The organism is uncultured Shewanella sp., from assembly GCF_947497935.1.
In the GTDB taxonomy this organism is placed as follows: domain Bacteria; phylum Pseudomonadota; class Gammaproteobacteria; order Enterobacterales; family Shewanellaceae; genus Shewanella.
Window position 1 is genome coordinate 292,021 of record NZ_CANMIO010000005.1, and the last position, 13,777, is coordinate 305,797.

Sequence of the window (13,777 nt, forward strand, 5' to 3'; positions counted from 1 at the left end):
ATGAGCTACACCCAATTTACCCTGCTTAGACACGGCCTTCCCGAGCAAGCCGACTGCCTACTCGGTCGCACCGATCCGCCATTGACTACACAGGGTTGGCAGCAGATGCTGCGCAGCGCTGAGTCGATTCAATTTGATCTAATCATCAGCTCACCGCTTACTCGTTGCCAAGGTTTTGCACAGCAACTAGCCGATATAAGACAGTGCCCGCTAATTGTCGATGATGCGTGGCAAGAGCTTGATTTCGGACTGTGGGATGGTAGAAGTATCGCCGAGCTTTGGCAGAGTTCTCTGCACAGTACTGGAGCAAGTACTAGGCAAAGCACTGGAGCAAGTAATAGACAAAGTACTGAACAAAGTACTGAACAAAGTACTGGAGCAAGTATTAGACAAAGTACTGAACAAAGTACTGAACAAAGTACTGAACAAAGTACTGGAGCAAGTATTAGACAAAGCACTGAACAAAGCACTGGAGCAAGTACTACACAAAGCACTGAAGAAATTGTTGAAGAAGGCACAGGAGACAGTTCTGTACAAGGACCCTTACAAGCTCAAACACAGTCGCTCCAGCAAAAGCCGTCACTAGAATATAGCCAATATTGGCATGCACCTTATGAACATACGCCACCAGAGGGGGAATCAAGCCTATCCCTTTTGCACCGTGTCACCACAAGTATCGAGGCTTTAAGCGATAAGTACCGCGGAAAACAGCTATTAGTCGTCAGTCACTCTGGCGTGATGCGTGTGCTCTTAGCCTGGCTTCTCAACGGCGGCCAAGGCGGAAACGCACACCTAAGCCGTGTCCAACTCGATCATGCGGCGCTATTGCACTTCAACACCTATATCGATGAGGCGGGGATCCTTTGGCCTCAGCTACAAGGTTTTCACAATCCTTGTGTCTATCAACACCCTCTACAGGATAATTAAATGAAAACCATCTGTTTCAATATATTAAACGGTGCGGCAACTCAGTTACCGAGTCTTCATCAGTTATCTGATGCCGGTGTAGGCCAAAATTTAATGCACCTTACTCCTACTAGAGATACTGAGCTTATCGTCTGTGGCCAAAGCCAGACACCATTGCCTGGAATACAGCGGCGTGGAAATGGATTGCTCCCCAACCGTGGCGTAAGTCCAGCGGTACTGACCCGTGGCCTACTGAGAATGTTTTATCAGGCCGGTTATCAAATTGAATTTAATAGTTTCAATTTCAATGTGCCAAAGCCCCAAGTAATTGAACAGGAGTGGCTAAGTGTTAACCAACATTTTGGCGGCGTTAATAGCGACTGTGAAACCTTAGTCACCAAACACCTTTTGCCGACATTAACCTCTCAAGCTGAGCGTGGTTGTATCAGTGTTTTGGCCGAGTGCGGCGTTGGTGGCACCACCTTTTCCACATTCTGGTTGCGACTGCTAACCGGGCTAAGACTGTCTCCTGCAGGCAGTACAGTAGACAAAGACAAACTGGCCAGTAAATCACAAATTTTGGCTGACATTGAGCAGCAATACCTAGCACAAAATCAGCAGTTCGAACTCGACGCCATACTGGCTAACAGTCTGTTTCATGATGATATTCAAAAAGCGATATGTGCGCTTGTTCGTCAGTGGCCCAGTTCACTGCCGTTGCCGCATTTTGCGGGAGGCATGATGTTTGTCGCGCCATTGCTGGCATCAAGACAGGCAAAGCACCTTAACCAAGCTGTTAAGATCTCTACCACCCGTTGGGTACTTCAAGGGGACGGATTTCATGTATTGCAACACTTTAAATGTGACGACGAGATCAATGCCAACGCCACCAGTTTCAATGTCTCAAAACTTGAATGCTTAAACGTGTATGAGCAAGGAGTGGTTGTCGAAGGCTGTGGCTTAGGCGGCTGCTTAGTCATTGCAGAAATACTTGGCTGGGATGAACAGCAGATTATTGAGTCACTAGAGCAGTCTGTTGAGTGTCATCTTAGTCATTTTATAAATGAAAACAATTTAGTAGAAGAAAACCTTTTGTTGGAATCAAACCCTTTTTTAAAGAGAAGTATTGCATGAGCGGATATAAATTAATGGTGCAAGGCACCACCAGCGACGCGGGAAAAAGTGTCATGGTTGCCGGACTGTGCCGTGTATTAGCACGCAAAGGAGTTAAAGTTGCGCCATTTAAACCGCAAAATATGGCACTCAATAGCGCAGTCACCCCTGATGGCGGTGAGATTGGACGTGCACAGGCTGTACAGGCGCAGGCTTGTAACCTGCCCTTAAGTGTGCATATGAATCCAGTACTCCTTAAGCCTAACACTGACACTGGTGCGCAGATCATCATTCGCGGCAAAGCCATCGAAGATATGGACGCCGTCAGTTACCACAGCTTTAAGCCTCAATTACTTGAAATGGTGTTAGAAAGCTTTGACATTTTAGGTGAAGGTACCCAAGCAAGGTTAGTTGAAGGCGCGGGTAGCCCAGCAGAAGTGAACCTTCGTGAGCACGACATTGCCAACATGGGTTTTGCCTTAGCGGCCAACACACCCGTCGTTATCGTAGCCGATATAGACAGAGGTGGCGTATTTGCTCATCTCTACGGTACCTATGACCTACTTTCAGACGATGAGAAAAAACTGGTAAAAGGTTTTATCATCAATCGCTTTAGAGGCGATGTGACACTGCTTGAAAGTGGCCTAACTTGGTTAACCGAAAAAACAGGCGTGCCGGTAATTGGCGTCGTACCGTATCTTCACGGTCTTTATCTAGAAGCCGAAGATGCCATTAATCAGCAACAACTCGATGATGATACTCAGTTCAAAATCGTGGTACCGGGATTACCTAGGATCAGCAATCACACAGACTTCGATGCGTTAAGGCTACATCCTGGAGTCGATCTTTGCTTTGTAAAGCCAGGCGATCCCCTTCCTGCTGCAGATTTGATCATACTTCCTGGTTCTAAAAATGTTCGCGGCGACTTAGCAGCCCTAAGAAATAGAGGCTGGGACAAGCAGATCGCTCGACATTTACGATTCGGTGGCAAGATCATTGGGATCTGTGGCGGGTATCAGATGCTGGGGCTGAGCATTGACGATCCTCACGGTGTTGAGGGGGAAATGAGTCAATGTGAAGGACTTAACTACCTTAATGTGACCACTACACTTGAGAAGCAAAAGACATTAAAACAAATCGGAGGCGTACTCACTCTTAACGGCAACACATTTCCAGTTAAAGGCTATGAGATCCATGCAGGAGTTAGCCAAGTCAACGAGCAACAGCCTATTACACTGCAAAGTGGTTCAGACTGCTACCCTGATGGCGCGCTGTGTGCAAACGATCAAGTGCTTGGCACCTATCTTCACGGCATATTTGATGAGCCTGACGCCTGTAATGCGCTACTTAACTGGGCGGGTTACCAGCAAAACCGCGCTCAAGATATGACCCAACTAAGAGAAGACAATCTTAACCGACTCGCCGACAGTCTTGAAGAGTCGCTAGATCTTGATGCGCTATTTACTGGCATCGAAGGTTGGCACGCATGAGTGAGAAAGAAGCCTATTGCCCTGCACTCTTCATAACGGCGCCAAGCAGTGACAGTGGCAAAACAACTCTTGTCTCTGCTATGGCTAGGTACTGGAGTAACCAAGGGAAAAAGGTCAGAGTCTTTAAAACTGGACCAGACTTTATTGACCCCATTTTTCATGAGTTCGCCAGCAGTCAAGCTGCCCACCAGCTAGATCTTGGTATGATGGGCGAAACCATTTGTAGGCAGCACCTGTATCAAGCTGCCATTGAAGCCGACCTGATCCTCATTGAAGGGGTAATGGGTATGTTCGATGGAGACAATAATAGCGCCAGTTTAGCCGCTAGATTCGGCATTCCCATGCTTGCAGTGATCCCAGCAGACAAAATGGCGCAAACCTTTGGCGCAATAGCCTATGGACTCGCCCATTACCGCAAGGATGTGACCCTATTCGGGGTAATTGCTAACTATGTAGGCAGTCCTGGCCATGCCTTGATGCTAAAAGATAGCTTACCTGATCCCATTGCATTTTGTGGCGCCATGCCAAGGGATCCAAGTCTTGCCCTTCCAGAAAGGCATCTAGGTTTAGTACAAGCCCAAGAGATAGAGGCAATTGATGATTGGCTTGAACACACGGCGAACGTGCTAGGTGAAAACTGCGAGCTGCCCTTGCCTGAGCCTGTTTGCTTTAAAGCGCCTGATTTAGGTAACGCAGATTTTTTACTAGGAGGACTTGCCTCTAAGCCGTTAACAGCTGGAACTTCAGTCACTAAACCTTCAGCTGCTAGGCCATTAGCAGGGCAAACGATTGCCGTGGCTAAAGATGCGGCCTTCTCGTTTATCTATCACGATAACATCACCTTACTAAAACACTTAGGGGCCGAGATCTGTTACTTCTCGCCCATTAAGGATACAGCAATGCCAACAGCAGATAGCCTTTATCTTCCTGGTGGCTATCCGGAACTGCACCTTAACCTGCTCAGCGAAAATAGCACTATGTGTCGGTCAATCTTAGAGCATATCAATAGCAATAAGCCCACATTAGCCGAGTGTGGTGGAATGCTCTACCTGCTTGAAGAGTTGACGACTAAGAGTAAGACAATGGCTAAATTAGTCGGCGCACTACCCGGCCGAGCAGTCATGCAACCAAGACTTCAAGGTTTAGGTATGCTTAGCGCCGAGATAAACGGCCACACCATGACAGGTCATTGCTTTCACTACTCGAAATCTAGCCTTGAGCTAACACCAATTGCCATCGCCTCACAGGCAGGTAAAACCAAGATGCAGGAGAAAGTGTTTTTACAGCACAATACATTAGCCTCTTATGTGCACTGGTACCTGCCAAGCGCACCAGAGTTAGTGTGTCAGCTCTTTTTAGGACAACTTTTATTAGGTAAGCGCCCCCTAGAGCAAACTCACTTAAAACAACAAGCACCTCATTTGGATCAAAAGCTCCTCTATGGAGCCACACAATGAAACGTCATCTAGGTGCAATTCTTGCTGCCGCCAGCTTTCTTACAAGGCTGCCTATGCCAAAGTGGGTAGCCAAAGATAGCGATGCCATTGCCAAATCTAGCCGTTGGTTTGCTTTCGTTGGGTTATGGATTGGTGTGATTGCAGCGAGTTTGCTTTACTCATTTACCGCGTTAATGGGGCAAGAGTTAGCTGTTGTATTAACTCTGCTGTTAATCATATTACTAACAGGCGCATTTCACGAAGATGGTCTGGCGGATCTGTGTGATGGTTTTGGAGGCGGCTGGGAAAAGAGTCGTAAGCTTGAGATCATGAAAGATAGCCAGATTGGCGCCTACGGCGTATTAGCCCTAGTAAGCGCGTTTGCGCTAAAGCTCAGTGCACTCACACAATTGCCACTGACAATCGCATGTATCGGCTTAATCATGTGCCATGCAGGTAGCCGCGCCATAGCAGGCTTAGTCGCGGTTTACCTGCCCTACGCCAGAGAAGACAGTAACAATAAAACCCCACAAAAAGATGTCACATTGCCAATCAGTAATCGGCTAATTCTGTGCGTGAGCGGCGCTCTACCTCTCGTGCTTTTACCCTTCGGCTGCGCATTGATGTTACTCGCTGTTTGGCTGATGACCTTTATCGCCATGATTAAGCTAATGCAGCGCCATATTCAAGGCTACACCGGCGATACATTGGGCGCTACGCAGCAGATCATGGAGATCACAGGCTTAATCACTTTAGTGATTTATAACTTTCAAAACCCACTTGCAAGCTAATGCTTCCTAAAAGTGAATACAAAAAAAGGCAACCTAATGAGCTATCACCCTAAAAAGCAGCAACAGCATAAAGAGAACGTCGAAAAGGCAATGGAAAATGCCCAAGAAGAGCGCGGCCAAATACTGGTGATCACCGGTAATGGCAAAGGTAAGACAACCGCTGGCTTTGGCAATATCACTCGGGCCCTAGGCCACCTGCAAAAAGTCGCCGTGGTGCAATTCGTTAAAGGTGTCGGTGAATGCGGCGAGCGCAACTTACTCGAGTCTCTAGGTGTGCCCTTCCATACCATGGCAACAGGCTTTAGTTGGAACAGTGAAGATAAAGCCAAAGACAAACTCGCCGCAGAGCAAGCTTGGCAACAAGCCAAGCAGTGGTTGCAAGATCCCACGCTAGATATGGTGCTATTAGATGAGTTGACCTACATGATCACATGGGACTTTCTCGAACTTAACGACATTCTCAATGCGCTAAAACAGAGACCGAAAGAGATGTCAGTGATCATCACTGGCCGCGCCGCGCACCGCGAACTAAAAGAGCTTGCCGATACCGTAAGTGAAGTGCGCCCAGAAAAGCACGCTTTTCATCAAGGACTCATGGCACGTAAAGGTTTGGATTGGTAGTCCTTTAATACAGATAGCCATCAATTAACAAAGTCGACTCAGGTTTAAAAGACTGCTTTTAAGCAGCAAGGAGAAGCAATGCAGCAGTTAGCCAATATAACCGTAACCCCAAAACCGGGTCATCTGTTTGACTCATGGGCTAACGCGGGCCAATGGCTCAGTAATATGCAGTTATCGGGTTTTGAGATCTATCCTCACGGTATCGTTAAGGCCAAGGATATTCCGACAGACTTAGTAGGCGGCTTTCATCTGCAATCTTTCCCCATTTTAACGCCGCTGCTTTACAACGACAGTAAACGGCTGATGCAGATCTTTGGAGACTGGCAAACCGTTGAGCAGTTTTATGGTGGCACCGATGCCGACCATATCGTCAAAATCATGGTCAGTCAGCTTAACATTGCCGCAGAACTTAATGCTCCTTATGTGGTATTTCATCCTATGGACTGCGATATGGAGCACCTTTTTTGCCAGCAGTTTCCATGGACGCTTGAGGATACATTTAAGGCTTGTAGCGAGCTGCTTAATCAAGCTTTAGCCCAGAGTCATTTCAAAGGCTGGCTGCTATTTGAAAACATGTGGTGGCAACAAAGTTTTCGTCTAGATAGCCGATGTGAATATGACAAGTTAAAACATCTAGTAAATTACGATAAATGCGGGATCTGTTTCGATACGGGCCATATGATGTCGACAAATTCTAAGCTCACAAATGAAACTGACGCCGTTAAATTTTTACAACGCAGCTTACAGCAGCTCGATTTGAATCAAGAGATCAAAACACTCCATCTTAATAGCAATTTACGCAATAATCGAGGCGGTCATGAACAACATAACAATTGCCATTCTTACCACTCGCCATCGCATTATGAAAACTGCCAAGGATTCTGGGAGCAATTTGACGTTGCCCTAAAACATATCACTCGGTTAGATCCACACAATGGATTTCATAATGTGAGGCTGACAGAGCTAGTGGAAACCATTCAACCCAGTTACCTTGTTCATGAAGTATCACAAAACAGCCTATTTGAGTGGAGCCGAACCATCAATCTGCAGCGGGCTTGTATGGATAAGCAAAATGGTGCCCTTCAAACACAGCAGATGCCAAGGGAAAGGTTAACAGCTTAACGATATGATTGGCTCAATGACGAGTATGCTTGCCAATAGCAGCAAAAACGACTTAAGTTAAAGCTTTAAGATTAAGGAGCAACTCAATGGCCTTTGCGCTTTGCGAACTCACCGTTTCTAGCACAGCTTTTGAGCAACTTGGTTCAATTCCGAACAGACACACAGGAGAGGCAGAAAACCTCTCCCCATACCTCAGCTGGGCAAACATTCCAGAGGGCTGTAAATCATTTGCGGTTGTCTGTCACGATCCAGATGCCCCTCGAGTGAGCGCAGACGGCTCATACGGTTTTGTACATTGGGTGCTTTACAACATCCCTTCGACTATTCGCCAACTCGAAGAGAACAACAAGCTTTATACTTCAGGCCACAACGATTTTGGACGACTTGGTTACGGCGGCCCAATGCCACCTAAAGGCCACGGCATCCACCTATATTACTTTTTGGTATTAGCATTAAATAAAGAGTTAGACCTTCCTGAAGGCCTAACCATGCGAGAGCTATTATCTAAAGTAGAACCAAACTTAATTGGCATGAACCGATTAGTTGGCAAGTATCAAAGGGACTAGGCTCAACCTAGTGAACAAATACTTGTGCAGGCTAATAGGCATAAAAGCAGCATTATTAATTACGGGATTAGAAAGCTAAAACAGCATTTTAAGATCGACAATATTTAAAGCACACTCTTTGATCAAAAGGTGATTACGGTTCACCGCATTCAAACTTCCCTTTAGCACGTCAAGATGATAATCACCCCCTCTTCGAGTAATAAAGAGTTCCTCAGCAACCTGTGCAGAATCAAGCCCTTCGCCTAACATCTGTAACACTTTTTTCGACTTGCCAGAGATGAGCAACGTACGACTCTACTACAGCAATGATAATACGGCGTATCTTCTAAACTAATTAGCGTACTTCTAGCGCGGGGCATAACAACCTCCAACTCCAGTATTAACTAAAGTTTGGTCGGAAGAAGTCGATCTGGTTAATTATACTGGGTGTCAAGGTTTAAGCTTCAAGGTTTGAGCTTTAGATAAACATACGGCCCCAGCTCTGCCGTTAATGGTTTGAACCTAAGGTGAGCAAATTTTTTTGAGAATTGCGCTAGCAATAATTTTAAAGGTCCTTTTTCAAGCACAATATGGCTAATTTCACTTGTATCATTTCGTAAATCTTGCCTTTATTGTGTTCTTGATTAACTATTCAATATTTATAATATTTCACAGTTCTACAGCTAAGCTCTTCTATTAGCTTAAAATTTAAATAAAGTAACAATTTACACCTGACTAAAGATTGTTCTATTGAGGCGATTCACTGTTTACATTTATGTCTAATACATATAATTTCACTGTTCATCTAAAGCGGGGGAAGAAACATGTTTTGTAAAAATAATAGAAAATTTTCTTCTACCGTTGTTGTCGTCGTGGTTACTATTTAACCGGGGCTGGCATCCTTTAACCGTCAGCGAAGCTGACGGGCAAATCAACACATCCCCTTAGCTAGCTGAAAAAACAAGGCTAGCACTTTGAAAAAAACTGAACTCATCGCCATCGGATTTATGACCTTCGCCCTATTTTTAGGTGCTGGAAATCTAATCTTTCCTCCCCTAATGGCGCAGCAAGCAGGTGAGAATTGGATCACTGCCACCATGGGCTTTTTGATCACCGCTGTAGGCATTCCAACGCTTGCGCTTGTCGTACTTGGAAAGCTATCTTCAATGCATGAATTAAGCGCTGGATTGCCACGCTGGATGGATCGTGCCTTTTGGATAGCAGCCCTAACGACACTTGGTCCCGCATTTGTTCTGCCACGAGCCGTAACTGTTGCTTATGAGATTGGGATCAAGCCATTCACCGCTGAAAACTATCTTTTGCCATTTTCAATTATCTTTTGTCTTATTTGCCTAATATTTGCGTTAAAGCCAGGGAAACTTGTTGATTACATCGGAAAGATAATGACGCCATTGATGATCATCATGCTTTCTGTTTTGGTTATTGCAGCGATAGTCAGCCCTCTAGGCACTACGACTGACGCTATTGGCGAATATGTAAATCAAGCAGGAACCAATGGCCTAATTCAAGGTTATATGACGCTTGACGGCGTTGCGTCGGTAGCCTTTGGTTGGGTTATCATCAAAGCAATTAGAAGCCGTGGCGTAACAAAGCAAGAACACGTCTCAAAATATAGCAATTACATTGCTTTGATTTATGCGGTTCTCATGTCTACTTGTTACTTTGCAATGGGATATTTGGGTTCAACTTCATCAGGTATTGCGCCAGGAGCAACAAATGGTGGCGAAATATTATCCCTCTACGCCGCTGGTGAATTTGGTCGAGCAGGGCAAATGCTTCTCGCCGCGCTCACAATCATGACGTGTCTATCAACTGTTGTAGGCCTGACAAATGCAAACAGTGAATATTATAAGAACACCTTCAATACACCAGTTGCTGCAACTTCCATTATTATCATCCTGCTAACAACGATTATTTCAAATTTTGGCTTAGAAACGATTATTGAAATAAGCCTGCCTGTTATCTTAATTCTTTGCCCAATAGCAGTGACTCTGATTGCAGTTTGCGCCGCATTACCAAAATCAAAATGGCATAGCATCGCGGTTATTGTGGCTGCGATATTTGGCGGAATTGACACCTTGAACATTCAAGGCATTATGCCTGGTAGCGACTGGAATCAACTATTTCCTCTGTATGATTTCCATATGAGTTGGTTATTACCTGTTTTAGTCGTTATTTCTCTGGCTAAGCTTTCAACGATAAAAGCAATACCATTTTATAAATCTTAACTTATTATAAAGCATAACTTCATAGGGGCATTGTGCCCCTTTACTGTTTTACTTGTGTCACATCCCAGCGGATAGAGAATTGCCCTCAATCTAATACCACCCTCCCCTAATTCAAGACTGACAGAGCTAACGACAAAAGAGCCAAAGCAAGCTGCACTTTATCCCGGTTAATCAGTCTATTATAACTCCAAGATTAATTACCCATAACTTTACTGCTTACAAGATCCACCAAGAATCTTTATACTCTCGTTTGCATGTCGAGTTACTAAAAACTGACTTGCCCCTTTTATGGTATATTTCTTACTATGCGGGATTTAGCTGTTCAATTGATCGCATATAGTATGTGCGATTGCGTTAAAGTTTGTACCATAGATTAGCTTCAGGATCCCTCTTGAATAAAATCAGCAAGCGATTGAAAAACACCTTTACCACCCCAAAAGTCAATTACCTCTCCACTGGTCAATGGTTTTTTAGATACTTTACGACGGTACTTAACGAGAAACTCTTGTACTTCATTGTTCTTTTCTAGGACTGATACTGCTACGGCTTCACATAGTGACATCTTACTTATGTTAAAATGTCCCTTAAGCGCTAGTGCTAATGCAATAACACCACCAAACGAATGCCCCATTAAATGTATTGCTTCCTCTGTTAAAGAACTTACTACTTTCTCACTCATTGATAGCCCTGTTTCGACACTTAAATTGGAAAATCTTTTGGATCTGGGGTACCACAATGACCAGAAAACTTTATTTATATACAGCGATAATGGTACATATGAGGAGTCTGATTACAGTTGCAAAAGAGTATGCTTGAAGCTGCTTTTTTAAATAATTAGTGACAACAAAAATCGGCTACCAACTTAATTGGAGGGAAAAATGCTCACTACGAAGAACGCAGAGGGCCGAAGAAATGAAACAATCTAAATGCCTATCGCTTACCGCTGGCTGTAAATGTTAGAAATAACAAGTGAAGTGCTGATAAATAGCCTGCCAGTCAAATACCAAGCCAACTCAAACCTAATCTATCCAAATAACAGGCCAGCGATTAGCTAATTTTCGGGTTTTTACCGAGTACATTTGCTAGAATCCGTTCCTATTTTAGTGGCGGTAGTTATTACCGCACTCAGTTTGGAGTTGAACAGTCTCGATCCGTTCATATAAGACTGAGTATTCAGGTTTTACATTTTAAAGGCAGGCTATGACCGTTCTTCTAATGACTCCCCCTATGACCCAGCTAAATACGCCTTACCCGGCTACAGCGTATTTAACCGGCTTTTTACGCTCTCGCGGTTATGAGGCGGTGCAGCGAGATCCTGCGATTGAGCTATTTCTAGAGATGATGACAGCGCCAGCCCTTGAGGTTATTCGTCAGCATGTTGAAGAAAACTACGAACATTTTGAAGACGACGAACTGCCTGATGTGATCTTTAACTTTCTCGCTGAATTTGACCGTTACCTTTTAGCAGTAGAACCTGCTATTCGCTTTTTACAGGGCAAAGATCCAAGCCTTGCGGTGCGTATTAACTCTCGTCGTTTTTTACCTGAAGGCCCTGCGTTTGATGCGATTGCTCAAATGGAAACCGTTTCAGGCGATGTGTTGCAGGCAGCCTTTGGTAACCTAGGCGTACAAGATAAAGCCAAGTATCTTGCAACTCTGTTTATTAACGATTTATCCAACGTTATCACTCAAGGGGTCGACCCTTATTTTGAAGTGAGCCGTTATGGCGAAAAACTCGCCGCAGCAAACCCAAGCTTTGACAACCTCTACGATACCTTGATGGATGAACCAAGTTTCAGCTCAGAAATCTTGGAGCAATTGGTCGAACAATATCTGGAAGAGACTCAACCGAGTGTGGTTGCGTTAACAGTACCCTTCCCTGGAAACATGCTTGGCGCACTGCGTATTGCACAAACCTGTAAAGCCATTAACCCTGAGCTCCCTATTGTGATGGGCGGTGGCTTTATCAATACCGAGCTACGTGCGCTGAAAGATCCTCGAGTGTTTGAGTTTGTCGACTTCATCTGTCTCGATGATGGCGAGCGCCCTCTAATCACTTTATTAGAATATCTTCAAGGACAACGTGAGGTCGATGCCTTAGTACGGACCTATTTCCTCGCTGAAGATGAAAACGGCGAGCAGTTCGTACACTTCAATGAAAATGCCGAGCTACACGATATTCCACAAAGTGATGTCGGCGCGCCTATATACGATGGGTTGCCATTAGGTGAATACCTATCTTTATGTGAAATGCTCAACCCTATGCACCGTATATGGAGTGATGGCCGCTGGAATAAGCTGACTATCGCTCATGGCTGTTACTGGCGTAAATGTAGCTTCTGCGATGTGAGTCTAGATTATATCGACCGTTTTGACGCTGCCGGCGCCGATGTTTTAGTCGATAGGATTGAGCAGTTAATCGAAGAAACTGGCGAGACAGGTTTTCATTTCGTCGATGAAGCCTTACCACCAAAGTTATTGTTTGCACTCGCAAAACGCTTAATTGAACGTAAAGTAGTGATCAGCTGGTGGGGCAATATTCGCTTTGAGAGAACCTTTAGTCGAGCCCGCTGCCAGTTGCTAGCAGATTCTGGCTGCATCGCGGTCAGCGGTGGACTTGAGGTCGCGTCTGATCGCCTGCTTAAACTGATGAAAAAAGGCGTGAGTGTTGAGCGAGTCGCCCAAGTCACCAAAGCTTTTAGCGATGCGGGTATATTGGTTCACGCCTATTTAATGTATGGCTTCCCTACACAAACCGAGCAAGAAACAGTGGACTCACTTGAAATGGTGCGTCAGATGATGCAACAAGGTTGCTTCCAATCTGCTTACTGGCACCGTTTTGTTGCCACGATCCACAGCCCAATAGGTATCAATCCTGAGCAATTTGGTATCACCCTCGCCGAGCGTCCTGAGATCTTATTCGCTGAAAATGATGTCGACTTTACCGATCCTACAGGTACTGACCATGAAATGCTGGGTGAAGGACTTAGAAAGGCAATTTACAACTATATGCACGGTATTGGCTTTGACCAACCGATGAGCTTCTGGTTTAACCAAAAAGTTACCCGTACTCAAATGAAGAAAGACCTGATCTCAAAAGCGATTACCAATCTAATTGAAACAGATTAAGTCCTTAAGCAGAGTCAACAGAACCCCATAGATTCAATAGAAACTAAAGGCCACATTCTTATTAATAAGTATATGGCCTTTTTATACCAATTAATGACACTTAAGCTAATAGCACTTGAGCTGATGGTATGTAAACTAAAACCACTTGAGCGGTTTAGCTTTTCGCTAGCGCAGCTCTTTTATTGATAATGCCTAAAGATAAAAATATTGTCGATAACAATAAAAAGCTCAATGAACCCAACAGATCACGCTCTATTAGATTATAAATTAAACCTAAAAACATGATGCTCGATCCCATAAAATATCTCGATGAATTTGATAAAGAATTTGTTTTCATTTCGACTCCCTTCTGTAGAAACAGCTTTTATGATCTTT

At 44.6% G+C, this 13,777-nt stretch carries 12 protein-coding genes and 1 pseudogene; 10 read left to right on the forward strand and 3 right to left on the reverse strand.

Going from position 1 to position 13,777, the window contains the following annotated elements; translation table 11 throughout:
- The 8 genes from Q1A86_RS08280 (at position 1) to Q1A86_RS08315 (ending at position 8,045) form a co-directional block, all read left to right on the forward strand.
- Entirely contained in the window at positions 1-927 is a 927-nt protein-coding gene (locus Q1A86_RS08280) for a histidine phosphatase family protein (RefSeq protein ID WP_299805248.1), read from the forward strand.
- Positions 928-2,040, forward strand: coding sequence for a hypothetical protein (locus Q1A86_RS08285; RefSeq protein ID WP_299805250.1), 1,113 nt, complete (start codon positions 928-930; stop codon positions 2,038-2,040). It begins immediately after the preceding gene.
- Positions 2,037-3,509 (forward strand): cobyric acid synthase, encoded by a 1,473-nt coding sequence (locus Q1A86_RS08290; protein WP_299805252.1) that lies wholly within the window; start codon positions 2,037-2,039, stop codon positions 3,507-3,509. Before Q1A86_RS08285 ends, Q1A86_RS08290 begins: the two co-directional genes overlap by 4 nt.
- Complete coding sequence (locus Q1A86_RS08295) at positions 3,506-4,966, forward strand: cobyrinate a,c-diamide synthase (protein WP_299805254.1); 1,461 nt, start codon at positions 3,506-3,508, stop codon at positions 4,964-4,966. Before Q1A86_RS08290 ends, Q1A86_RS08295 begins: the two co-directional genes overlap by 4 nt.
- Positions 4,963-5,736, forward strand: a complete 774-nt coding sequence (gene cobS, locus Q1A86_RS08300) for an adenosylcobinamide-GDP ribazoletransferase (protein WP_299805257.1) — start codon at positions 4,963-4,965, stop codon at positions 5,734-5,736. The genes Q1A86_RS08295 and cobS overlap by 4 nt, the downstream gene beginning before the upstream one ends.
- Positions 5,737-5,772: 36 nt before the next feature.
- Positions 5,773-6,357 carry a cob(I)yrinic acid a,c-diamide adenosyltransferase gene (gene cobO, locus Q1A86_RS08305; RefSeq protein ID WP_299805260.1) on the forward strand — a complete coding sequence of 195 codons (585 nt, stop codon included), beginning with the start codon at positions 5,773-5,775 and terminating at the stop codon, positions 6,355-6,357.
- 78 nt (positions 6,358-6,435) lie between these two features.
- Positions 6,436-7,479 carry a TIM barrel protein gene (locus Q1A86_RS08310; protein WP_299805262.1) on the forward strand — a complete coding sequence of 348 codons (1,044 nt, stop codon included), beginning with the start codon at positions 6,436-6,438 and terminating at the stop codon, positions 7,477-7,479.
- 86 nt (positions 7,480-7,565) lie between these two features.
- Positions 7,566-8,045: a YbhB/YbcL family Raf kinase inhibitor-like protein gene (locus Q1A86_RS08315; protein ID WP_299805264.1), complete on the forward strand. Its 480-nt coding sequence runs from the start codon at positions 7,566-7,568 to the stop codon at positions 8,043-8,045.
- A gap of 75 nt (positions 8,046-8,120) precedes the next feature.
- Here the strand turns inward: Q1A86_RS08315 and Q1A86_RS08320 are convergent, their stop codons facing one another.
- Both Q1A86_RS08320 and Q1A86_RS08325 read right to left on the reverse strand, forming a co-directional pair.
- Positions 8,121-8,294 carry a hypothetical protein gene (locus Q1A86_RS08320; protein WP_299805265.1) on the reverse strand — a complete coding sequence of 58 codons (174 nt, stop codon included), beginning with the start codon at positions 8,292-8,294 and terminating at the stop codon, positions 8,121-8,123.
- A gap of 23 nt (positions 8,295-8,317) precedes the next feature.
- Positions 8,318-8,404, reverse strand: a pseudogene (locus Q1A86_RS08325) (transposase); the annotation flags it as partial.
- 594 nt (positions 8,405-8,998) lie between these two features.
- Here Q1A86_RS08325 and brnQ point away from each other — a divergent pair.
- A complete protein-coding gene (gene brnQ, locus Q1A86_RS08330) occupies positions 8,999-10,273 on the forward strand; it encodes a branched-chain amino acid transport system II carrier protein (protein ID WP_299805268.1) in 1,275 nt (424 codons plus the stop codon).
- A gap of 379 nt (positions 10,274-10,652) precedes the next feature.
- Here the strand turns inward: brnQ and Q1A86_RS08335 are convergent, their stop codons facing one another.
- A complete protein-coding gene (locus Q1A86_RS08335) occupies positions 10,653-10,952 on the reverse strand; it encodes a hypothetical protein (protein WP_299805271.1) in 300 nt (99 codons plus the stop codon).
- 521 nt (positions 10,953-11,473) lie between these two features.
- Between Q1A86_RS08335 and Q1A86_RS08340 the strand changes: the two genes are divergently transcribed.
- Positions 11,474-13,402 (forward strand): radical SAM protein, encoded by a 1,929-nt coding sequence (locus Q1A86_RS08340; protein WP_299805273.1) that lies wholly within the window; start codon positions 11,474-11,476, stop codon positions 13,400-13,402.
- The last annotated feature ends 375 nt before the right edge of the window (positions 13,403-13,777 follow it).